The following is a 24,630-nucleotide window of genomic DNA, read 5'->3' on the forward strand; positions in this document are numbered from 1 at the left end:
GCTGTTTAGCTTATATCTTTGAGCGTATTATCCAGAAACATTTCGTTCCTGACATCTGAAGAAAGTTCGATAAATCTTTCGTATTGCTTTAAAACATCCGCTATTATTGCTCTCTCACTAAAGTATTCGATATTGTAGCCGGGCCTGTTATCGCCAAAATAAGTGATTGGAACAAAAGTGCCGTTTTTTCTGATGCCTGGTAGGTTTATTTCATCAACCAGGAATTCAGATGTTAATTTTGACTGACATTTAACGCCATACTTAATCTTCTATCACTTTATGTTTAAGCGTAATCTCTGCTGCAGAAGGATTTTGAGAGATCGTTACCGATGTGCCGATTTGTTTTTCCTGAAATGCTGCCGCCAGCTCTTCCAGCGCTGGTTTAACTTTGCCAGCGATGAAATCGTTCACGGCATCCTTGTTCTTGTACGAGAGAATATGGTTGAGCCGTTCTTTCCAAAATTCCCCAGACAAAGCAGGTCCTTTTTTGTTTGCCGATTGGAGGTAAGCACCATGACCAGAAGTAAGCTAACTAGCCTTTCATTTAGTTTTTCATTTGATGACCGCAATTGGAACAAAACCTGTCTTTTTCATTATGCAGTCCTGCGTAACAGTTCGGGCATTTGGTTTTTGCTGCCTCGGTCGCCTTTGACATCTCAACAGATACAATACCTGTTGGAACAGCTATTATGCCATAACCGATTACCATTAATATGCTGGCAAGGATTTGGCCAAGCGGGCTTTGAGGTGAGATATCGCCATAACCCACTGTTGTAATGGTTACGATTGCCCAATATATAGACATAGGAATGCTTGTAAAGCCACTTTTTTCTCCTTCTATAATGTACATTAGTGTGCCGATTATAGTAACCAGAGTAATTACGCTTGATAGGAACATAACGATCTTATAAAGGCTTGCCCTAAGCGCACTTTTAAGGATGTTGCCTTCATAAAGAAACCGTGTGAGCTTAAGGATCCTGAATACGCGTAGTAAGCGAAAAGCGCGAACAACGATCAGGTATTGGGTTCCGATAAAAAAAAGGCTTAAATAGGTAGGCATAAAAGCAATAAGATCTACAATCCCATAAAAACTGAAAATGTATCGAAGCGGTTTGTGGCTGGCGTAGATCCGGAGCAAATACTCAAACGTAAATAAAAAGGTAAATATCCATTCCAGTATATGGATTATATGATAATATTTTTCCCTTACCGAGCCTACACTTTCCAGAAATACAGAAAGAATGCTCAGCAGAATCAATATTAGCAACAATACATCAAAACTTTTTCCTGCTTTCGTGTCAGAACGGAAGATGATGATATATAGTTTTTTCCGTAATTTGTCGTTCGCTCTGATCATTTTCGCGGTACCGGTTTTCTGCAAAATAGCATAATAACTTCGCAATCGCAGACACGGGTTCTATTAAAAAGTTATATTTGGGATTTTGAAAGACATGGAAAAAACGACTATAGAAAAAATCATGGCTCCGGTGAGCCGCTTTATTCACTTGGAATACACTAGTGGAATAGTGCTGCTAATCAGTGTGGTTATTGCCATTGCTTGGGCTAATTCTTCTTTTTACGATTTCTATGAACATCTCTGGCATATCAATTTTTCTGTAGGGTTTGATAAGTTTTTACTCAGCCAGCCGCTTCATATTTGGATCAATGATGGTTTGATGGCCATATTTTTCTTTGTAATCGGTCTCGAGCTTAAGCGTGAATTCATGGAAGGAGAGCTTTCTTCGCTGCAAAAGGCTTCATTACCAATGACCGCAGCACTGGGCGGAATGTTAGTTCCTGCAGCTATTTATTTTTTTATTAATCGCGGCACTAACGCATCCCATGGCTGGGGAATTCCTATGGCTACAGATATAGCTTTCGCACTTGCGCTGCTTTCTATGGCCAGCAGGCATATACCGGTCTCGGTAAAGGTTTTTCTATCTGCCCTGGCGGTGGCCGATGACCTTGGCGCAGTATTGGTTATCGCATTTTTCTATACCAAGGAAATCAACTTTATGCCATTGGCAGTTGCCGGAGGATTTTTGGTATTGCTGATGATCGGAAACAAAGTGGGAATAAGAAGTGCTATGTTTTACCTTTTGCTCGGCATTTGTGTGTGGATCGGCTTTTTACTATCTGGTGTGCATGCTACAATTGCCGGGGTTTTGGTTGCCTTTACTATTCCGGCTGTTACCAGAATTGACGAACAAATTTATTCCAGTAACCTCAGAAAGCTTTCGTACGATTTCGAGTCCGACATACCTGAGCGGGGTAGCCTAATTACGCCCTTGCAAAACAAAACCATCCAAAAGGTAAAAACCCTCAGTATGGCAGCCGAAACGCCTTTACAAACGATTGAGCATGCACTACACCCATGGGTGGCCTTTGGGATTATGCCGCTGTTTGCACTGGCCAATGCCGGCATTGTCATCACAGCTGATTTTTTTGATTCAATCATAAATCCTGTATCCGTAGGTGTGGCTGGCGGATTGATTATCGGCAAGTTTACCGGGATTCTCTTATTTTGCTGGATTATGGTGAAGTTTCGCATATCAAAGCTTCCGGAGGGCGCCAACTGGAAACATATTGCCGGGGTTGCATTATTGGCTGGGATAGGTTTTACCATGTCGCTTTTTATCAGTGGACTGGCTTTCGATAATCCTCTATTTATTGATCAGGCCAAATATGGGATTCTGGTTGCCTCTATCGTGGCCGGGTTATTGGGCACCATCGTACTCAAGCGCATTGGGAAATCAGAAGGCAGCGAACAGATAGAAGAGGGTTAAACAATAACCAAAGGAAAAAATTGGATACAGGTATGGGGAGAAAAAATGACGATGTACGGGGTGCTGTTAAAGCTTTTATTTCAAAGCGCTTCAATCTACAGATTGATAAGGCAGATGAAAGTGAAGTGGTGGATTCCATTTCCAGAAATTCGATATTTGTTGGCGGCCCGTTATGGACGCTTATCTTTGCAATCATTATAGCCTCGGTTGGTCTTAACGTAAATTCAACAGCCGTAATTATCGGCGCCATGCTCATTTCGCCGTTAATGGGGCCAATTATGGGAATCGGGCTGGGCATTGGTACCAATGATTTTGAATTGGTTAAAAAAGGTGGCAGAAACCTGCTCATCGCCACATTTATCAGTATTGTAACTTCTTCCATATACTTTTACATTACGCCATTGCATGAAGCACAGAGCGAGCTTCTTGCCCGTACTACACCATCTATATGGGATGTATTCATCGCGTTTACCGGTGGATTAGCCGGAATTATTGCGGCTACCAGAAGGGAGAAAAGTAATGTTATTCCAGGCGTGGCCATTGCCACGGCTTTAATGCCGCCATTATGTACTGCAGGTTATGGATTGGCCATGGGTAACTGGCCTTTTTTCTTTGGCGCATTGTATCTGTTTTTCATCAACAGTCTTTTCATCTGCATCTCCACATATCTGATTGTACGTTTTTTAAAATTTGATAAAAAACATTTCGAAGATCCGGGTGTTGAAAAAAAAGTGTCCAGATATATTCTTTTCACCGTACTTATTACCATTATTCCCAGTATATACTTTGCTTATGATATTGTACAGAAAAGTATTTTTGAAAATAATGCACAGAAATTTATCCGTGAGCAGTTTGATTTCACCACAACCCAGGTCATCAACCGAAACCTGCGTTACTCGAAAGATGAAAAAGAGATCGATCTGCTTTTAATTGGCGCCCAATTAGATGATAACGTTATAAATGCCATAAAGGCGAAACTTAAAGATTATAAGTTGGATGGAACAACTTTAAGGATAAGGCAGGGGCTTAATGCAAGGCAGGAGGTCGATTTTTCACAGATAAAGGCCAGTATTATGGAGGATGTGTTTAAAAAAGGAAACCAACCGGCCAATTCCGTTAAAATTAATAAACTTTCCCAGCCGCTACCCGATATCAGGTCAGAATTAATTGCATTATTTCCTGAAATCAAAAGCTACTCGCTTTCCAATATTGTGATAAACAGGTTGGATACCCAAAGCAGGGATACGCTCACGCTTTTCAGTGCAGAAGTATCAAAAGTACCGCTTCAGGCAAACCAGGCCAGGATCCGTTACTGGTTGAAAGGCCGGTTAAAGGTTGATACAGTTAGGACGGTTTACATTCCAGAATAGGTGTTCAATGGCTTAAATAAAAAGGTTAATAATGGCTGGCTGGTTACTGATGAAGGAGGTTTACGCAGGCTTTTATTCCCGTTTTTGAAGTAGTTTCTTACGTTTTGTTGCTGCTGATCGTGTTATAACCCTGCTCTCCTTATTTAAGACCTGTACAAAGGAAATCGTTTCAAAGTACTATATATGATGAATCCTAAAGTTGATTTTTATTTTAATAAAGCAAGCAAGTGGCAGGAATCGTTAAATCTGTTAAGATCTCTTGCGCTTGATTGTGAGCTTACTGAGGAATTGAAATGGGGCCATCCCTGTTACACTTACAATGGAAACAATATCGTTTTAATTCATGATTTTAAAGAATATTGTGCCTTTTTGGTCTTTAAAGGTGTTTTATTAAAAGATCATGATCATATATTGATCCAGCAAACAGAGCATGTGCAATCAGCAAGGCAGATCCGTTTTCTTAGTGCATTGCAGATTGCAGAAATGAAAGCCATTTTAAAGGCCTACATTTTGCAGGCCATTGAGGTAGAAAAAGCCGGATTGAAAGTTGAACTGAAAAAAACAACTGAATACAGTGTCACCGCCGAATTTCAAAGTAAATTAGATCATATCCCGGATTTGAAGGCTGCTTTCAAAGCTTTAACTCCAGGTCGTCAAAGAGCTTATTTACTACATTTTTCTGCACCTAAACAAGCAAAAACCCGTGAAGCAAGGGTTGAGAAATGCATACCGCAGATTTTAAGTGGTAAAGGATTGAACGATTAGTTCAGGACAATTGCCACCATGAGCGAACTAGCGTTTAGGTTGGTGATTTCAGGTGTTTCCATCTGATAATATGGTCTTTTTTTGTGGTTGTTCACCTGTAGGATTTATTTTAAAATTGCATTTTATACTACATTATCCTTCTACAGGCTATGGGTTACAGTACCTTTTGGTAACAAAAGAAACGCAATCCAGGACGCTTGGCTAAGCCGATTTCGCCACTAAACTGATAGCCAAGCTTAGGGAAAAGTGCCTGGGTGGCCAAGTTTTCGCTATTGGTATCTACCCTTAAGATAGAAATACCCGAATCTTTTGCTGCCTGTTCGGCCTGGTTCATTAAAGCTTTGGCAATTCCTTTGCCCTGGCAATCCGGATCGACGGCCAGGCGGTGCGTAACAATGGCTTTTTCAGTAATGTCCCAGCCAGCATCGGCATATTCGGGATCCTGATCTGTGGTAATAGCCGAAACACCGACAATTTCTTTTTCCAGTTCAGCTACCCATAGCTGTCCAATGGCAATGTCGCTGGAAAATACTTCAGGATTCGGATAATCATCTCCCCACTGGAAATTTCCGGCGGCACGCATTAAAGGCACAACTTTGCGAACCAGTTGCATAATAAATGGTATGTCTTCTGTAAGGGCAAGTCTTATTGTCATTGCTGCAAAGATAGGGAATAGGTTCATTAGTTCATTTTTTATTGGTTAGCATGAGTCCGAACTTTGTACTGGTGATTATTTAAATCGGTTAATCGGCTCTAGGCTGCGAACTTATAGCTACAATCTTCATTAAATCTTCATCTTCATCTCTGATATTTGAGCATATTGCTCTTCATCACATTCCGGCTTCGAAATGGCTGTTAAGGAATTGTATTCTTATTGTTTTGTTCTGATTTTCATATTGTTAAATTAAGGTTAAACTTAATTTAGTGTTAATATTTAATTAACATTAAGGCTGTTGTTTTGTGTCAAAATAAAATAACAGAAAATGAAATCACGTATACTATCCCTGATCAGTATTCTTGTACTCCTGATTACTTTTGCTCAGGCACAGGTTACAACATCTAGTATTAATGGAAAAATTAAGGATGCCAAAGGCATTATTCCTGGTGCAACCATTGTTATGGTTCACGTTCCTACCGGAACGGTATCCAAGGGTTCCTCAAACGAATCAGGACTTTACCGTATCGGCAATTTAAATCCTGGCGGGCCATACAAAATCACCGTGACCTTTGTGGGTTATAACCCGGTAGTAAAAGAAAATATTTATTTAACCCTTGGCTCGGATGTAAAGGTTGATGTTGATCTTCAGGAGCAGGGCAATCAATTGGCAGAGGTGAATGTGAAAGGCCAAAAAGGCGGAACGAAATCTGGTGCAGGTACCAGTATTGGCGAAGGCCAGATTAAAACCCTGCCAACCATGAACCGCAGTTTGCAGGATGTTACCCGTGTAACCCCTCAGGGCAGTAAAGATAATACCTTTGGTGGTACCAATTTCAGATACAATAACGTAACCATTGATGGTGCTATTAATAACGATGCAATTGGCTTTAGCCCTTCATTGGGTGGACAGAGCGGAAGTTCTGGTATGCCGGGGAGCAGTACACGTACCAACCCGGTTTCGCTGGATGCGATCCAGGATGTTACTGTTCTGCTTTCTCCATATGATGTTAAAGTGGGTAACTTTTTAGGTGGCAGTATTAATGCAGTTACGCGTGGCGGTACCAATGAGGTAGTGGGTTCTGTTTATGGATATGGCCGCAACGCTTCATTAATCGGCAGAAATAAAATCGGCGATAACAGCAAAGAGCCTTCAGCGTTTCACGATTATCAAACCGGTTTCCGTGTGGGTTTCCCGATTATAAAAGATAAATTATTCTTCTTTACCAATGAGGAGATTACGCGCCGCCAGGACCCGGTAATATTAGGTGCCGGATCATCTGATATGAAATTGCTTACGGCAACGGATGCTCAACAGATTTCTGATTACATGAAAACCGCTTATGGTGTTGATGCAGGTTCGTTCGGCAATTACAATATCTATTCACAATCTAACAAATTCTTTAACCGTTTGGATTGGAATATCAGCGAAAGCACTCAATTAACCATCAGAAATAATACCATTATTTCTAAAGCAACAAACCTGGAAAGAGACCAGCTTAACTTTAGGTTTGGTGGCATCGATTTCAGGCAGAACAATAACCAGACTTCAACGGTTGCCGATCTGAAAACCCGCTTTGGTAATTCTGCCACCAATAACTTAATTGTTGGTTACTCTACGGTGCACGATTACCGCAATCCGCTTTCTAACCCGGCTTTACCGCAGATCGAGATTGCTTCGAACGGAGGGACATTGTTTTTAGGTACAGATCGTGAGGCGAGTATCTTCAATATGAAACAGAATACTTTCGAGTTTACCGATAACTATACTTACAATTCTGGTATCCATACCTTTACCGTTGGTACGCACAACGAATTTTACAACATCAATTATGGCTTTGTAAACGCATGGAACGGTCGTGTGGCTTACAGCAGTATTGCCGATTTCCTGGCAAACAGGCCAAACAGGGTACGTGCAAGTTATAATTATGACGACAATACCCGTGATCACATCATTAATAACCCAACGGCTGAGTTTAATGTAAACATGTACAGTATTTATGGTCAGGACGAAATCCGTATAGGCGACCGTTTTAAATTAACACCGGGTTTACGTTTTGATATGGCAGATTTACCTACTATGCCATCTTTAAGTTCAAAAACCACCAATTCTCCTGTTGATCCCAATTACGGTACAACATATACTTATACACAGCCATCATCAATTACCGGAAAATTCTTAAACAAAATCCAGATTTCGCCACGTATTGGCTTTAACTTCGATGTATTGGGTAACCAAAGCCTGGTGATGCGCGGTGGTACGGGTTTATTTACCAGTCGTGTGCCTTTTGCCTGGATCGGTTATGCCTATTATAATAATGGTGTAAACTATGGTGCTTTTGATAAATCTTACGTTTATTCAAACGCAGATCCGACCAAAATCACTACACCGGCAGCAGGCTCAGATCCGGTCAGAGATGCTTTAACCGGTAATGGCGAGGCGGGTTATGTAACTAAACAAGGGGTAAATGTGAAAGACGCCAGTGGTGCTACGCAGGTAGATTTGGTTGACAACAATTTTAAAATGCCTAAAGCCTGGAGAAGTAATCTGGCTTTCGATTATAAAACAGATGATCAATGGAAATTTACCTTAGAAGGTATTTTTAGCCAGGTAATTAAGGATGTGCAGTTCCAACAGATCAACTATGTAGATAATCCAAAATACATGGTTTATGATACCCAAAAGCAACAGCCTATTTATTCAGGTGCTAAAATCAACCCGTTGTATACCAATGCCTATTTATTATCGAATACCGATAAAGGATACAAATATAGCGTAACTGCACAGGTAAGTAAATCACTTCCTTTCGGTTTAGATATGATGGTGGCCTATACCTACGGAAGATCGAAAGATATTGCCAATGGTATCCGTAACTCAATGGAATCTAACTGGCAGTTAAACCAGGCGCTTAGCCCCAATAACCCGGGATTGGCTTACTCAAACTTTGATATCCGCAACAGGATCATTTCAACCATAAACTATAGATTGGACTGGGCTAAAAACGGCAAATATGTGTCTAACTTTTCATTATTCTTCAGCGGTCAGTCGGGTTCTCCATACTCATTGGGTTTAGTAAATACCAGGATCAATGGAACAGGACAAACAGTAAGTTTAATGTATGTACCTGCAGTGGGCGAAACACAGAAATTCTTTGCCAACACAGCCGATGGGATTGCACAGGCAGCTGCGTTTGATAACTATATCAACGGAGATAAATATTTAAGCAGTCGTCGTGGCGATTTTACAGAACGTAACGGTGCACGTACCCCTTGGAACGTACAGGCTGACTTCCGTTTCGCTCAGGATCTACAAGTAGCCAAAGGAAAACACCCCCATGTACTTACGTTAACCTATGATATTATTAACCTGACCAATTTGGTGAATAAAAACTGGGGAATTCAGTATTTCTCTCCTAATACTTATAACTCAATGGCCAGTATGGGTATTAAAGTTGCAACCGCAGGAACGCCAACCACTTATCCGGTTTATACTTTCGCACAAAAAGATGTCACTTCTTATTCAAAAGATTTCTTTGCCTCGCGTTACCAGATGCAATTGGGATTAAGATATAGTTTCTAATCTTTTTTAAATAAATGTTTATAACGGTCTGGCCTGAAAAAGGTCAGGCCGTTTTTTTGTTTAACTAAGTGAATATATACCGAGCGGAATATTAATCACCATAGATTGTTGTTCTGATTCTTAATGTACTGATAACCAGTATTAAATAAGTAAAGCGCTTCTTTGTTTTAAACAGAGGAGCTTTTTTTAAATAATAACTGAATATTTTTTTGGATAAATAATTTAAAACCGCTAATATTGCACTCCCAAAACGAACGAGCATATATTTACTGAAAAGTTTAAATAAGCTGTTTTTTTGGATAGCCGGATTCCTTCTTAGCTCAGCCGGTTAGAGCATCTGACTGTTAATCAGAGGGTCGCTGGTTCGAGCCCAGCAGAAGGAGCAAAACCCACAACGAAAGCTGTGGGTTTTTTGTTTATAGTCTCTTTACTATGTTAGATACACCGGTGATTATGTCGGCTGACTTGAGGAGCACAACAACTTAGCTGTTAGCACATTTACCTCAAAGCACAGGCCCTGGCATTTGGAAGCCGTGTTCTCTTGTGGGCATGTAGAGGCTGAAGCAATTCGTCTGGAACGATTAATCAAAAGCCAGAAGCCGGAAGTTGATTGAGCGTATGGTAAAGGAGAAATGCTGACTGGAATTTTGGCTCAGCTGGTTAGAGTCCCGCACGTGCGGGATTAATCAGAGGGGCGCTGGTTCGAGCTCAGCAATGATCAAGAAAATGGTTGGTGTCCAAATCTTTTCTTATCCCAGGCTGGCAGTGGCTTTAATATCTCTGTTTAAACTTCTAATTACCCTAAAAAATCTCATAGTATTACCCGAAGTACTGTCGGCAAAAAGAATTTTTTCTTTGAAGACATGTAATAAATTTTATCAGAACCATAGTAGCCATAAATTTATCACCCAATTTCTATTTATCTGGACTACCAAAATCCGTATTAAATTATACCCAAATTTAATTAATTTTTTCAGCAACATATTCCCAAGGAAATTTTCATTGTGCCGCAGACAATCTAAAAAATGCCAACAGGCAACTGTAATTTTCAAATTTTCTATTACATTTACTGCTTATTTATATCCTTAAAGGTCGAATTCAATTGCTGTAATAATTCAATTTTTTTAATGCGTGAGTAGGCAGGACATTAGCCTCACTCCAATGGTCTATTGTGAGAATACTATTTACCTTATCGCTTTTATTGCTTTGCTTATTAAAAGCTAAAGCCCAATACCAATTTCGCGAAGATAATTTACCTGAGGAACTATCGATACTAAATCATGCGCAAATACTTAATACTGGCTCAAAAACGGTAGCATTAAATGAAATCGTTAGTAACATCGGAAAGCTTCCTTTCAAAAAGTTAAGCGGAAAATTAGGTAATCTTGGTTTCACGAGTTGCAATTACTGGCTAATATTTCAATTAAAAAACACGACCAAAACGCCCTTAACCTATTACCTACAAATAGCAGAACCGTCAACAAATCAGGTAAATCTTTATTTAATTGATGCCCATAACAAAATTGAATCTCAAAAAAGTGGTGATGATTTACCCTTTTCAAGCAGAAGTGTGAAAAGCAGGCAAACAATTTTTAAGATAGTTCTGGAACCGGGCGAAACAAAGAAGGCATTTGCAGACATTCGAAATGATGGACAGGAAAACAGTCTGCCATTGTTGCTGATCAGCCAGCAAAGTTTGCTCGAACGCACGGCTGGTGAATATTTGATAATGGGTATTTTTTACGGCATACTTACCGTAATTGCTACTACTTACTTCTTTTTCTACTTGGCCATGAAGGAATTGTCCTTCCTGTATTATGCGCTTTATGTGGTTTCTGTAGGCCTTTGCCAATTTGCTCTGGATGGTTTTTATCATCAATACATCGGTACCGGAAATTCCTGGCTAAGCCTTCATGCGGTCATCATTTCTGGTATACTTTGTAGCTTTTTTTCGCAAGATATAGTCAGGAATTTTTGGAGATCAAGCGAAAAAATCAAAGAATCAATAAAGTTTTTACCCCTCTTTATATTTCATTAGCACTTTTGCTTATTGGTATTATTTTATGCCCGGTCCTATTAAAATATGGCTATCTGCTTATCAATATTATAATATTGCTTGGGCTGCTTATCATTTTTCTATCCATTAGTGTAATCCTTTACAAAAGACAGCCTATTGATCTATTCTATACTACAGGTATTGTAATTCTGGCCTTAACCATTATTACGGGAATAATAACAAGATTCGGTATTTTAGCCGACGACCTTTCTATAAACAATATAACCAAAATTGGAATTGGCTTAGAAATCGTTGCCTTATCCCTCTCCATGGCAAACCGAATTCGAATGCTCCGAAATAAAAAGGAAGAGCTTCAAATCCTCGCACTACAGAAATCAGAAGAAATGAGCGATATGAAATCTTACTTTCTTTCCAATATGAGCCATGAACTGAGAACGCCTTTGAATGCAATTCTCGGGCTTGCTTCAATCATGGAAAAAGATAGTACCGACCCGAGGGTAATCGCAAATTGTGAGATAATCAAATACGCATCACATGGTTTAATTTCCTCAGTAAATGACATTATTGATTTCTCAAAGGTTGAAAAAGGTGAGCTAAAGCTCGAAAAAGTAAATTTTAATCCGGTTAATATCTTAAATAAACTTTCATTAAGCGCAGAGAAACAGTGTAAAGATAAAGGCCTGAAATTTAGCTGTATAAAGTCGCTGGACGAGGACGTTATGCTGCTTGGCGATCCGGTCAGGCTTGAGCAAATTATTCACAATGTACTTGGCAATGCCATTAAATTCACTTCCCAGGGAAATGTCACAATGCAAGTCAAATCAGCGATAGAACAAAACATATTGACCCTGCAGATTAGTATTAAAGATACAGGAATCGGCATTCCTAAAGAAAAGCTGGGAATTATTTTTAGTTTATTTTCTCAAAACAGGTCTGACAATAAAAGAAAACACGGTGGTTTTGGAATAGGCTTAAGTGTCGTTAAAGTTTTAATTGATTTGCATCAGGGTAAAATAAATATTGATAGCGCAGCGGATACGGGCACTACCTGTGAAATTCTGCTCACTTATCCTGTTCAGGAAACCATCAAAACGATTAATCTGTATCCAGAAGATGAACATGATCTTTTAGGAAAACATATTTTGGTTGTTGAAGATAATCCAATGAATCAAATGATCATTCAGATGATGCTGGAAGACTGGAAAAATACAAAGGTAAGTATCTGCGATAATGGAGCGGAGTGCCTGAAGATACTGAAGAGTGATGACACCATTGACTTAATTTTAATGGACCTGCAAATGCCTGTTATGGATGGTTACGAGGCCATTTCTGCCATCAGAAATAACTTAACCGGTATAAACAAAACAACGATTCCAATTATTGTAATTACTGCAGATACAACTACAAGTACTAAAGATAGGGTTTTTGGCCTCGGAGCCGATGACTATATGAATAAGCCGGTTGACGAAGAACTGATGTATCAAAAAGTGACTGGCGTTTTATCGCGCAGGAGGAATTAAAGCATAATACAGGCGTCCGCAACCTAGCACCTGCTTTGCTAACTAAAGTAACCGCCTCCATTTTTAGCAGCAAATAATCTACAGATTTCGGATAATTAGCCGCTATTTTGGCATTATTGGTAAAACATGGGTATTGGCAATACTGCTATCATAAATTGATCAGTAATGTGGCGATTTTCTTTAGTCCATTATATTTTTATGCTTTTAACTTATTTGGTTTACCTGCCCGTTCTAACTAAAAAAGTAAGCAAAGGATTTTACCCTGTTTGCTGTACTTAAAGTCATTATCTAATTAACCCAGATGTTCCGGCATGCCATTTGGGTCCATCCATACATATTCCCAGTGGTGTCCATCAAGATCATCAAAACTATGCTGGTACATAAAACCATAATCAGTAGCCGGATTGGGTATGGTGGCACCGGCAGCGACTGCTTTATCTACCATTTCATTAACCGCTTCCTTACTTTCTGCGGATATTGCAATGGAGGTTTCTATGGCTTTACGGGCATCTACAATTTCTTTTTCGGTAAAGGTTTGAAAAAATGTTCTGGTGAGCAGCATCACGTAAATGGTATCGCTGATGACCATGCAGGTTGCTTTTTCGTTGGTAAATTGCGGGTTAAAAGTATAACCCAGTTTGGTAAAGAATGCTACAGATCGGTCAAGATCTTGAACTGCCAGGTTTACAAAAATTCGAATTGCCATATTGGTTTTCTTATTTAGTTATTCAAAGATAACTGCATCGCCTATAGCTGTTCGTGTACAAAAAAGACAAGTTTAGGGGTAAAACGCGACTTTATGATATCTATTCACTTAACAATCCAGGGAGTATAGGTGCCGTTTCAAATTTTAAATGGATGGAATATGACAAAGCTTGATGATTCTTTTTATCTTTATTCTTTCAACCCATTCACTGCTCATGAAACGAATATTGCCTGTCTTAATCCTCTTGCTTCCCTTTTCTGTCTTTGCTCAAAACAAACTGCAAGTAGTAAAGGCAAATGCAGGTCAGGCAAAAATTTACGAAGAGCCTCATGCAATTTCACGCTGGTATATCAATCCCAAAGTTAAACTTGATGTTTATACTACGGGTAAGTTTACAAAATCCAAAAGGATAAAATTCAAAACGGATGTCGATTCGATCGTTTTTAACATTAGTCCGGGGCAAAAAAAGGAATTTATTGTTTTATTGAATGGAAAAGATTCGTGCCTTACGCAAATTGCTGCTCCCGAACTAAAAAACTTCAGCAAGGTATCGCCCGAAATTCATGATTCAATACCTTTCTTTGTAAATAAATACAATACGAATTTCCTGCCGATCGTATTTAACGGTACAGATTCGCTGTTAATGAATTTTGATTCAGGCGCAAATGATATCGACCTTACCCATGCCGCACTGGCAAACAAAGTAAAATCCAAACCGCAGCTTTATCATCCCGGTTATGATATCAAAATTGGAAACCATACCTACAAAACCAAAATTTTTGATATTGAGTTGGCCGGGAACGAAACTGACGGATTGTTAGGGTGGGATATATTTGATGGGATGATTGTCGCTTTGGATTATGATCAGAATAAAATGATGGTGCATTCGGTTATGCCCAGGGAGATTTTACAGGATAAGCAATATACCAGGTTTAAGATTACTTACATTAAAAATAAACCTTTTATAGAAAGTGAAATTTCTCAGAACGGTACTAAAAATAAAAGCCTGTTTTTCTTCGATTTAGGATATCAGCGTACCGTTATGCTTGATCATGACCTGCTGCGGAAAATGAAGTTTCCTGCCGAAAAGATGGAGGTGATGAAAAAGGTAATGATGCGTGGGGTAAACGGCAATGAAGTGCCGGTAACTACGGTAAAACTTCAAAGCCTGAAAATCGGTAATTTTGAACTGAAGAACGTTCCGGCGCAGGTGATGGAACAGAATAAACCCATGCCAGGTGCTAACGTTCATTACCTCGGAAACGATATTCTGAAAAGGTTCAATACGGTTTTTGACTTTCAAAACAATGTCATCTACTTAAAACCCAATCATCTCTATGATGTTGCCTATGCAGATCAAAAAAGTTAATATTTCTGTTTTGTGCCGCCAAGATCACGAAGTAAAACCGCAAAGCACACAGCGTTAGGAACGTCATCTCTACTGTGAAGTGCGACGAAATGGAGAGATTTCAACTTAGGGCTTTAATTCCATCAGATGGAGGTCTGACGTCCATCTTACATCATCCATTTTACCTCTGTCCGATTTTTTAGTTAATTCACAAACTGTATCTGTTGTACCATATAGGCTTTCCCAAACTTTTGTGGATCGTGTACTACCGTAGCTTTAATGGCTTTCCATTTCGGGCGTTGTCCTTTTACTGAGTTTGCACGGATTTCCTGTACGTTTAACCAGATTTCTTCCAACTCGTTTTGAATGCTGCTGTTTGCATAAGTGAGCTGTAATTTACCTGGAATCAGGTAATATTCATTTCCCGTTTTGCTCAGCTTTATTACCGGTCCTCCAGGCACATATGAAGTAATCAGTTGTACCGTAAAAGATTCATTTCCTTTATACTGCTCCTTGCTCAATATCTTTTCCAAAACAAAATAGTACTCAGGCCCATCCTGCAAAGGTACCTCATCGCGGTTAAACCTCGCTTTAACCCGGTAATTATAACCTGGTTCACGTTGATCAAAACCCCATAGTGAAGCGCCGGCATCTACATTACCAGGCAATTTTAACAGCACATCGTTATCTGCACCATAACGATGGCTGACCAGTAATTCCACTTCCTGTCCGTTTTTTAAGTTCAACGGACCATATCTTTCTGATTTTTTGCAAGAAATAAACGCGAAAATAATGACTAGCATGAATATATTTTTCATAGCGTTGTGATGATTTAGATGAATTGTCTCTATAAAACGTAACGCTGTTGGCATACGCTACACCAGGGTTAGTCATTTTATGGATCTTTTTCCCGGATCTGAAGTTCTGTTGCAGGGCTAAAGTGATTTCTGTCTATTTTATAATAGAGTCAATGTTCCGATAAAGTTTAGATATTTGCAGCTTATTAATAATTTTTACAGATGAAGCCTTACCTGCAACTTTTCGATTTTTCTAAGAAAATAAATTACAGAACCGAAATTCTTGCAGGTTTAACGGTGGCTATGACCATGATTCCCGAATCGCTATCGTTTGCTATTCTTGCGGGTTTCCCCCCTTTAACAGGATTGTACGCTGCTTTTATAATGGGTTTGATTACTGCTGTTTTAGGCGGCAGGCCAGGCTTGGTATCTGGTGGGGCAGGTGCAACGGTAATTGTACTTATTGCGTTAATGAAAAGCCATGGCATAGAATATGTTTTTGCTGCAGTGGCTTTGGCAGGGCTGATTCAGATTATGGTGGGTTTGTTTAAATTGGGCAAATTTGTAAGGCTGGTTCCGCAGCCTGTTATGTTTGGTTTTGTTAACGGTTTGGCGGTTATCATTTTTATGTCTCAGTTGACGCAGTTTAAAACCCTTATTAATGGCAAGGTAGAATGGCTGAGTGGTATGCCTTTGTATACCATGTTGGCTTTGGTATTGCTAACGGTGGCTATAGTGCTTCTTTTACCCAAGATTACCAAAGCCGTCCCATCTTCGCTGGTGGCGATTATTGTGGTGTTTCTTATTGTATTTTGTTTTGGAATTGATACTAAACTGGTGAAAGATATTGCTTCCGTAAATGGTGGCTTTCCGCCTTTTCACATTCCTGGAGTACCGCTAAACCTGGATATGCTCAAGATCATTTTCCCTTATTCGCTTATTATGGCCGGTGTGGGCTTAACAGAAGGTTTGCTCACGTTAAACCTGGTTGATGAAATCACAGCAACCAAAGGTAATGGGAACAGGGAGAGTATTGCACAAGGCATTGCGAATATTGCAAATGGTTTTTTTACTGGCATGGGCGGTTGCCCGATGATTGCCCAAACTTTGGTAAACCTCTCGGCAGGTGCCAGAGCAAGGTTATCGGGCATTATTGCAGCATTAACCGTTCTGTTGATCATTTTGGTAGGTGCCCCGGTAATCGATCGTGTACCTATGGCTGCGCTGGTTGGTGTAATGATGATGGTTGCCATTGGTACTTTTGAATGGATGAGCTTTAAAGTAATCAATAAAATGCCTGCGCAGGATATTATCATTGGTATCCTGGTGGCCGTTATTACCATTTGGCTGCATAACCTGGCACTCGCCGTACTCATTGGTGTAATTATTTCGGCACTTGTTTTTGCCTGGGAAAGCGCTAAACGGATACGGGCCAATGAACATACCGACGGGAGTGGTGTAAAAACTTATGAGATATACGGGCCTTTGTTTTTTGGATCGGTTACTCATTTTAATGAATTGTTTGATGTAGGCCAAGATCCTCAACAAATTATAATTGATTTTAAGCACAGCCGTGTTTTTGATATGTCGGGTATTGATGCGCTTAATAAACTAACTGAACGTTACCGCTTAGTAGATAAAAAACTTCAATTGAAACATTTGAGCAGCGACTGTAAACGCCTGCTGAAAAATGCTGATCAGATTATAACGGTAAATATTATAGAAGATCCCATCTATATGGTAGCAACAGAAAAATAAAAGGTGGTAATTTCGCCCAAGCTAACCTTGATTTATGATGGCTGTTTGAGCCATGATAAACATAAGGATGTACTGGTGTCTAAAACAAGGCGAATCCAAATTTCCTGTTTCAACTTAAACGTTTAAGTATTTCAGTTAAATCGCAACAAAAAAATGTTTAATTTATTGTATCCGTAGCTAAAAAAATGTTTACATGCTGTTTTTTAGTGTGTTACTTTGATAAGAAATATTAGCAATATTTATTTTTTTATCTGTCTGGTTGACATTTATTTTGTCATAATTCAATATTATCCCTCTATTTAATAAAAATTTCATAAAAATGACAATTTGTTATTAAAACGTTTTAGCATATTATATATTTGAATTAACCAAATAACTAAATTATGAGAATCCCTAACCACTACCGCCAGAGTACTTGTCCTTTTAACTTCAGACATGTCTCGCCGTTTCCGAAAAAATAAGTTTTAGTAATCATTTTTTTACCAATTAAAAGATCCATTAACTATGCGATACTTATGGGCGTGCCTTGCTTTTTTTGCAGTGTTTACGTTAAACGTTTTACCAAATTATGCTGCAGGCAAAAAAAAGTATAAAGGCCTTACAATTAACTATTTGATCTTTCAGGATACAACTAAAATAAAGATCGTATCGCCTAAAGACTCCTTGCGGAAGGATAGTCTTGAACAGATCAGGAAAAAAACACTTTACAACAAATTGTCTGGAGGAGTACAAAAAGATACCAGGGATTTAGCACTCTTTCCGGCTATTTCATTGCAACAGAATTTAAAGGGCAATTTTGCCGGTCTTTATGTTCAGGAACCTTCCGGTGAACCTGGTTCTATGCAGAATATGTTTATCAGAGGGGCTGCAATGCCATTATTATCCAAAAAGGATTTGTACGATGCCCAGCCATTGGTGGTGCTCGATGGTATTCCTTTGGTAAGAGAGCACCCTTTTGCCTTTGATATACAGCAGTTTGATTTCAACAGGATTGGTCCGGCCACCAACCTGCTGGCGGGCATCGATATGAATAATATTGCATCGGTAGAAGTGCTTAAAGATCTGGGTTCAACCTCTATTTATGGACCAAGAGGTGTTAATGGGGTAATTGTGTTAACCTCAAAAACAGCTGTTGGCAAATACCGCGCGATATCTTTCAATTCTTACATCGGTATGGTGCAAAAGCCATTCGTAAATACCATCAATGGTAAATATGAAAATGACTTTAGGCAACGCTTTTATGGCGTGTACACCACAAATGGCAGGTATTCTGACGATGAAGAATACCCGGTATATCTAAGCGATTCTCTAAACAATGTGTATAGTGGTAAATCAGACTGGACCGATTTATACTATAAAAATGCATTGGTGTATGGTGTTAATTTCTCGCTTGCAGGTGGTACAGACCGGGCTAACTTCAGGTTTGCATTGGGTAATACCAAAAGTGAAGGTGTAGCTGATGAAACGGGTATCGACCGGTATAGCGCTACTTTTAATATCAACATGAAGCCAACCAAGTGGTTGCTGTTTTCAACGATGATTAATGCAAACCGTTTGAACCGCGATAGAAATAAAACCTTGCGCGACCGCTTTGCACAACTTAATTATTTCCCTGATTTGAGTGCGCCACTGCCGCCAAATAAAGATTTCTATGGTTCATATCTACAGCAATACAAGAAAGGTTTTGATGATAACAAAACAAACTCCATTCAAGGTTATGCCAAATTAGAAGGAACTTTCGGCCTGTTTAAAGTAACATCGTCATTTAACGCAGATTACAGTGAGGGCTACAGGGATGTTTTTTATGCCCGAACGCTTTTGCAGGGAAACAGTTACGCATCCAATTACTATGGCTTTAGCCAAAGGTTAATGATGGATAACAAGGTAACTTATGATCTAAACCTGAATAAAATCCACGATTTTCATTTTGCGTTAGGGCAAACCATGCAATGGGATATTTACAAATACAGTAATGCCTACGCTTATAAAGGCGTTAACGATTATATCAAAATCAACTTACTTGATTCTAAACCTAAAAACGATGATGGTTCAGATAATGGAGGTTATTTAACGCCTGTTGCCTTTCCAAGAGAGTTAACGTATCGGTTCTTAGATAAAACTGAAGATAACTTATTGTCTTTCTATGGAAAAGCTGATTACTCATTCGCCGATAAATACTTCTTATCAGCCATATTACGTTTAGACGGCTCTTCAAATGCACAGCCTACAAGCCGGTGGTTTTATTCGCCAACTATTTCTGCCGCCTGGAATCTTAAAAACGAATTCTTGAAAGGGAACAGCTTGGTTGATGATCTGGTATTGCGTGCAAGTGCGGGCAGAATGGGACGTACCTTCAGTTACGATAACTATACCCAGGGCCCACAATATACCGCCTCGGTTGGTTACACCGGTAACTTAACGGTGCCGGGTTATAATGCATTCGGGGTATTAACCCGCCCTTACCAGTTTGGTTGGGTAGGTTACGGCGTGCCCTGGTCGTATTCAGATCAACTCAATATTGGTGCTGATGTAGCGATGTTGAAAAACCGTTTGCACGTTTCAGTTGATCTTTATAGCAAAACGGATAAAAACCAATTGATTGGTATCCCCGCTTATGCAGAGTATGGTTATAAACAAGCCATCGAAAGTGGCATGTCTGTAAACAACATGGGTGTCGATTTTACCTTAAGTGCCCAGGTGATTGCAAAAAGTAAATTCTCGTGGAATTCAGCTTTAAATTTTAACCACAATGCTAACAAATTAAAAGCATTGCCCAGAGGACTGGATCAGTTGGTGGTGGGTAACAGGTTCCTAAAAGTTGGCCAGCCCGTAGATCAATATTGGTTATTGGAAAATAATGGCATTTACACGGCAGATGCAGACGTGCCTACGGTTAACGGACAAAAGTTAAAATACAAGGGAATTGTTTTAAAGGCAGGTGATCCACGCTGGAAAGATCAAAATGGTGATAACACCATTGATGATAATGATAAAGTATTAAAAGGCCACTCCTTACCAACTCTTTCAGGCGGTTTTGATAACAACTTTAAGTATGGCAACTGGAGTTTGGGTACGAGCTTCTATTTTAATCTGGGCAGGAAGCTCATTAATCAGGAAATGGCTAACCGTTTTGATTTTGTTAACCGCGAGGGTAATACCGATATCAGTTCTGTTAAAGAAATTACTTTCTGGGAGAAACGTGGCGATTACTCAAAATATCCGCTTTACAATCCCTGGAGTACGGTTATCCCATATCGCGCAGATCAGGACCTCTTTCTGGAAAATGCATCATTCATAAAATTAAGGCAGGTTTCATTGGGTTACGAACTGGGTAATCTATTAAGTAAGAAGAACATCAAAATCAACAAATTCTTCGTGTATGGTGCAGTAAGCAATATTTTCACCATTACACCTTACACCGGCCAGGATCCCGAACTGGTGAATTATGATGGTATTGATACCGGTTATGGTCAGCCCATTCCGAGAACATATACCCTGGGTGTTAAAATGGATTTATAAGATGAAAACAAGAACGAACAAAACATCAGGTAATATGAAAAATATATTTTACGTACTACTACTTTCTGTAATAACCTTTTCAAGCTGTAATAAAGCTTTAGAAACAGATTCTACCAGGGTTGTTGGCGAAAAAAATGCCTGGAATACAATAGAAGATGCCCGATCCGGAATTTTAGGTGTGTATGCTTTAACCCGTGCAGCATTATCAGATAACAATGGTCATTGGATTTATGGTGATGTAAGAACAGGAGAATTTTTAAGCCCGAAAAGGCAGGATTTAAAGGCTGTGATCGGCAATAATTTAAATGCCGCATATCCTGTAATGGAGGCACTATCTGATTGGACTAGGTTCTACGCCATTGTAAATGGTGCCAATGTGTTCCTGGAAAACGTAGGGCATGTAAAAGACACAGACAAACGGTATACCAGCAACAACATGACGGTTGATATTGCACAAGCCAGGTTTTTAAGGGCTTTTGCCTATTTCTACATGGTGAGAATATGGGGCGATGTACCTTTCATTACCTCATCAGATGAAGGTAAATTTACCAATAAGCCCCGTGAAAGCCAGGCCAGGATTTTGGCATGGGCCGAGCAGGAAATGCTAAAATCAGCAGCTGATCTGCCGTTTATCTATAGCGGTGGTGATGTACAGCAGCCAACTGATTATTACAATGAAACTTCAGGAAGATGGGGCGGTGCTTTGGCTACAAAAGTTACGGCATATGCTGTGTTAGCTCATTTGGCAGCCTGGAATGGCGATTATACCAGTGTTTCTAAATATGCCAAATTTGTGGAAGATAATTATGGCAGAAGCGCCGGCGGTTTTACAGGAAGTGCCGATTTATCGAACTCCAATGGATTTTTCTACAATAAGAATACCAGGCAGATGTTCGGTTTCAACTCCGATTATGGTCACGTAGATGGTTCATCAACCGGGCATATTGAAGAGTTGACTTTGGCTGAACCGGTGATGACCAAGTCGGTTCCGGATATTTATCTTCCCAAGGATTCGATCCTGAAATATTTCAATCTCCCAAAAGATCAAAGGTTTGCGGTCGATACGCTGGGCCAGGCCAAATACGATGGAAGATATTTTACCAACCTTAATGGTAAATATCCCATTTTCAGCAAAATCAAAGTCATACAGGGAGGCGGAACAGATCCAAACTTCAGGTATTTTACCAGTGCTTTGGTTTTTACCCGCCTGGAGGATATTATCTTGCTGCGTGCAGAGGCCTTATCCGTATTGGGCGATCAAAATGGCGCTTTAAATGAGTTGTTGGTTGTACAGGGTAGAAGATACGATGATGTTACGGCTTTGATTGATGCGATCAACGGTGGTGATGTGATTAAACTAATCTTCGAAGAACGCCACCGCGAATTGTTGGGCGAAGGCTCCAGGTGGTATGATCTGATCCGTTACAACAAAATCAAACAGAACGATGCCAAATTTATGAACCTCATTAATTCTGGTGGCATCTACTGGCCAATATCCAGAAAACTGCTTTCTCAAAATAGTTTATTAACCCAAAATGCTTACTGGCGCTAATGATCACAGATATGAAAAATTCAATAAAATATATAGGTGCATTGGCAATCTTATTATTGCTAACACTCATCAATTCTGCCTGCAAAAAGAACGGGGGATTTTACGACGAACCAGATCAGAATGTAACTTTTTCTGGAAATACTTACGATTATTTGAAAAGTAAACCGGGGGTTTTTGATTCGCTGATTGTAGCGATAGACAGGATGGGTTTGAAAAAGACCTTAACCGATAGCAATGTTACCTTATTTGCAGTAAGTAATCCAAGCTTTCAGCTGGCTTTACGGAACTTAAATACCCTACGCAGGCTATCAGATAAGGATCCGCTTTTTTTGGCAAACATTGATGCTGTTCAATTAGATACGATGACCTCTTATTACATTGTACGGGGCAAAAAAACAACCGATTCTTTAAAACTTCAGGATGGTTTAGACTTAAAAAGTGTTCGCATCGGTTACCCTATGCACGCAAGTGTAACTAAAATGTCTGCTTCTGGACAAGTAGGCGCGGGACCGGAGGTTATCAATTTCGATAATACCAAAAAAAGCAAATTCGTTCGTAACTGGGCAACCAGTACCACATCATCAAATAACATCCGGACCAAAAATGGTATTGTGCACGTCATCAGTGCCGATCACGTATTTGGTTTTAATGAATTTGTTACCCGATTAACTTTTGTGCCACCACCACCAAACCTTTACCTCGAAATTGGCGGGATATTTTCATCCAACCGCGAGAACGGCGGCGGTATAACCAGTGGAGAAAACTCAAGAAAAGTAATTGATGGTGATGATCATACTAAATTCCTGGCCGATTTACAGGGCGAACTATGGATGAGGTTTGAACTTAAAACGCCTGCAGTTTCATCAGTATATACCTTAACATCTGCAAATGATGCTAACGAGCGGGATCCAAAAGCCTGGACTTACGAAGGCTCAATGGATGGCTCGAACTGGGTAGAATTGGATAGAAGATCTAATTTCTTCTTTGAAGAAAGGTATCAGCAAAAGGTATTTAGGTGTACCAACACAGTGGCTTACAAATTTTACCGCATTGTGATCACCGAGCTTAGAAACAGCGGCACATTTCAACTGGCTGAGTTTACCATAAACAAAACGAAATAAGTGATGCGAAATAGAAAAATTAAACCAAATAGTCCGATGAAATCGATCATATATAAATATTTTGCGCTCCTGTTACTTGCTGCAATTCTTTTTAGCGGCTGTAAAAAGATATTTGACCTACCTGATGAGAAAGATTATATCAGCAACAATGTAAATTTTAGCAATAAAATTCTGGAGCCGATCATCGGAAGAACCAACCTTATCGGTGGCTTTAACAGCGATAACTCTACCAATCCGATTACGTTTGAAATTGTAAATGTGAGGTTTGGTGATGGAAAGCCGGTGAATGATCTTTTTACACCTGCACCAACTTATGTTTGGACAGCTCCTTACACCGGTCTGGAAAAAAGCCTGGCCGAAATTGAGGCCAAAAGAAAAATTGAAACACATCCCATATTCGAGATACGTTCATCAGGTGAATTTATTTTGTGGCCATCGGCAACTAACCAGATATTAAAACCTCGTCCAACAGATAGTACCAACTTTTCTCAGGATACCCGCTTTTTTGATGTAAAGGTTAAAAATTCGGGTGGCGAGCGTCTGATCAGGGATTTTCAGATCAGGCCGTTCAGAGAGCGCCCTTACGAACCATCGAATGATTTTAATGCCTACACGGGTTTACCTGCGCCTGATCCAAAGTTTCCGTTAGACAAAAAACTGAGGGATTACATCCGCCCTTATCTGAATAATGTAATCGGTGCAACTTCAAGTTTAAATCTGGTGAGCAACAATGATAAAAAGGATGCAGTAGTGTACATCCGCCCGTTTACATCTGGCGGTAACGGACATTCCCTGCGTATTGTGGTTTTGGGTAAAGATTCTTTACCGATCGATCCCAAGTTTTTTAATGAGACGGTTTGGGATAAGATGATCCATGGATTCAATATCCAAAAAACCGACAAATATGTGCAGTATGATGTTGCTTATCCAATTCCATTGGTTGAAATCCCTACATCTTACGCCAGAGGCGGATCTAGAGCAAAAGCAGAACTGAGTTACTCCCGGATTGGTTTTGGAGGTACACGTACAGTAGGCAGTTTCGGTGTCGATTTCGCTATTTACAAGGCCGGCGACTGGGAAATCGTTTTTCATTTCAAAAATGAGAACCCAAAATTTGCTAACGAATAGTTGATCCA

General features: G+C 39.7%; 17 protein-coding genes and 1 tRNA gene. 13 read left to right on the plus strand and 5 right to left on the minus strand.

Translation table 11 applies throughout. The features are described 5' to 3' along the window. Nucleotides 1-261: 261 nt before the first annotated feature. Together ACIQXP_RS22055 and ACIQXP_RS22060 are read right to left on the minus strand one after the other, a co-directional pair. Nucleotides 262-474: a hypothetical protein gene (locus tag ACIQXP_RS22055; protein ID WP_387507918.1), complete on the minus strand. Its 213-nt coding sequence runs from the start codon at nucleotides 472-474 to the stop codon at nucleotides 262-264. Nucleotides 475-544: 70 nt separating this feature from the next. Beyond that, nucleotides 545-1,357 carry an ion transporter gene (locus ACIQXP_RS22060; protein WP_387507916.1) on the minus strand — a complete coding sequence of 271 codons (813 nt, stop codon included), beginning with the start codon at nucleotides 1,355-1,357 and terminating at the stop codon, nucleotides 545-547. 94 nt (nucleotides 1,358-1,451) lie between these two features. Here ACIQXP_RS22060 and nhaA point away from each other — a divergent pair, with 94 nt between their 5' ends. From nhaA to ACIQXP_RS22075, 3 genes are all read left to right on the plus strand, one after another. Next, on the plus strand, nucleotides 1,452-2,786 hold the full coding sequence (nhaA, locus tag ACIQXP_RS22065; RefSeq protein WP_293744424.1) for a Na+/H+ antiporter NhaA: 1,335 nt from the start codon (nucleotides 1,452-1,454) through the stop codon (nucleotides 2,784-2,786). Nucleotides 2,787-2,818: 32 nt separating this feature from the next. After that, nucleotides 2,819-4,156, plus strand: a complete 1,338-nt coding sequence (locus ACIQXP_RS22070; protein ID WP_387507913.1) for a TIGR00341 family protein — start codon at nucleotides 2,819-2,821, stop codon at nucleotides 4,154-4,156. Between the two features lie 183 nt (nucleotides 4,157-4,339). Then, entirely contained in the window at nucleotides 4,340-4,921 is a 582-nt protein-coding gene (locus ACIQXP_RS22075; RefSeq protein WP_387507910.1) for a YdeI/OmpD-associated family protein, read from the plus strand. Nucleotides 4,922-5,075: 154 nt separating this feature from the next. Here ACIQXP_RS22075 and ACIQXP_RS22080 read toward each other — a convergent pair whose 3' ends face one another. Continuing rightward, on the minus strand, nucleotides 5,076-5,603 hold the full coding sequence (locus tag ACIQXP_RS22080; RefSeq protein ID WP_387507907.1) for a GNAT family N-acetyltransferase: 528 nt from the start codon (nucleotides 5,601-5,603) through the stop codon (nucleotides 5,076-5,078). A 301-nt stretch (nucleotides 5,604-5,904) separates the two neighbouring features. Between ACIQXP_RS22080 and ACIQXP_RS22085 the strand changes: the two genes are divergently transcribed. From ACIQXP_RS22085 to ACIQXP_RS22100, 4 genes are all read left to right on the plus strand, one after another. After that, nucleotides 5,905-9,156: a TonB-dependent receptor gene (locus ACIQXP_RS22085; protein ID WP_387507904.1), complete on the plus strand. Its 3,252-nt coding sequence runs from the start codon at nucleotides 5,905-5,907 to the stop codon at nucleotides 9,154-9,156. A gap of 309 nt (nucleotides 9,157-9,465) precedes the next feature. Continuing rightward, nucleotides 9,466-9,539 (plus strand) — tRNA-Asn (locus tag ACIQXP_RS22090). A gap of 788 nt (nucleotides 9,540-10,327) precedes the next feature. Next, entirely contained in the window at nucleotides 10,328-11,194 is an 867-nt protein-coding gene (locus ACIQXP_RS22095; RefSeq protein WP_387507901.1) for a 7TMR-DISM family protein, read from the plus strand. Beyond that, nucleotides 11,131-12,693, plus strand: coding sequence for an ATP-binding response regulator (locus ACIQXP_RS22100; protein WP_387507898.1), 1,563 nt, complete (start codon nucleotides 11,131-11,133; stop codon nucleotides 12,691-12,693). The genes ACIQXP_RS22095 and ACIQXP_RS22100 overlap by 64 nt, the downstream gene beginning before the upstream one ends. A 292-nt stretch (nucleotides 12,694-12,985) precedes the next feature. Here the strand turns inward: ACIQXP_RS22100 and ACIQXP_RS22105 are convergent, their stop codons facing one another. Continuing rightward, entirely contained in the window at nucleotides 12,986-13,399 is a 414-nt protein-coding gene (locus tag ACIQXP_RS22105; RefSeq protein WP_387507895.1) for a VOC family protein, read from the minus strand. A gap of 214 nt (nucleotides 13,400-13,613) precedes the next feature. Here ACIQXP_RS22105 and ACIQXP_RS22110 point away from each other — a divergent pair, with 214 nt between their 5' ends. Next, entirely contained in the window at nucleotides 13,614-14,768 is a 1,155-nt protein-coding gene (locus ACIQXP_RS22110) for an aspartyl protease family protein (RefSeq protein ID WP_387507893.1), read from the plus strand. 182 nt (nucleotides 14,769-14,950) lie between these two features. On the opposite strand, the gene ACIQXP_RS22115 is transcribed toward ACIQXP_RS22110, so the two are convergent. Next, nucleotides 14,951-15,565, minus strand: coding sequence for a hypothetical protein (locus ACIQXP_RS22115; protein ID WP_387507890.1), 615 nt, complete (start codon nucleotides 15,563-15,565; stop codon nucleotides 14,951-14,953). Nucleotides 15,566-15,766: 201 nt separating this feature from the next. On the opposite strand from ACIQXP_RS22115, the gene ACIQXP_RS22120 reads away from it, so the two are divergent. The 5 genes from ACIQXP_RS22120 to ACIQXP_RS22140 all read left to right on the plus strand — a co-directional run bounded on the left by ACIQXP_RS22120 (nucleotide 15,767) and on the right by ACIQXP_RS22140 (nucleotide 24,622). Next, nucleotides 15,767-17,302, plus strand: a complete 1,536-nt coding sequence (locus ACIQXP_RS22120; RefSeq protein ID WP_387507887.1) for a SulP family inorganic anion transporter — start codon at nucleotides 15,767-15,769, stop codon at nucleotides 17,300-17,302. A gap of 504 nt (nucleotides 17,303-17,806) precedes the next feature. After that, nucleotides 17,807-20,821, plus strand: a complete 3,015-nt coding sequence (locus ACIQXP_RS22125; protein WP_387507884.1) for a SusC/RagA family TonB-linked outer membrane protein — start codon at nucleotides 17,807-17,809, stop codon at nucleotides 20,819-20,821. A 34-nt stretch (nucleotides 20,822-20,855) separates the two neighbouring features. Continuing rightward, the gene (locus ACIQXP_RS22130) at nucleotides 20,856-22,373 is read left to right on the plus strand and encodes a RagB/SusD family nutrient uptake outer membrane protein (protein WP_387507881.1); all 1,518 of its coding nucleotides are present in this window, start codon (nucleotides 20,856-20,858) and stop codon (nucleotides 22,371-22,373) included. A gap of 11 nt (nucleotides 22,374-22,384) precedes the next feature. Then, entirely contained in the window at nucleotides 22,385-23,494 is a 1,110-nt protein-coding gene (locus ACIQXP_RS22135) for a discoidin domain-containing protein (protein WP_387507879.1), read from the plus strand. A 36-nt stretch (nucleotides 23,495-23,530) separates the two neighbouring features. Further along, nucleotides 23,531-24,622 carry a DUF5007 domain-containing protein gene (locus ACIQXP_RS22140; protein WP_293745239.1) on the plus strand — a complete coding sequence of 364 codons (1,092 nt, stop codon included), beginning with the start codon at nucleotides 23,531-23,533 and terminating at the stop codon, nucleotides 24,620-24,622. Nucleotides 24,623-24,630: the final 8 nt, after the last annotated feature.

Origin of the sequence: Pedobacter suwonensis (assembly GCF_044762335.1) — a bacterium.
Lineage (GTDB): Bacteria > Bacteroidota > Bacteroidia > Sphingobacteriales > Sphingobacteriaceae > Pedobacter.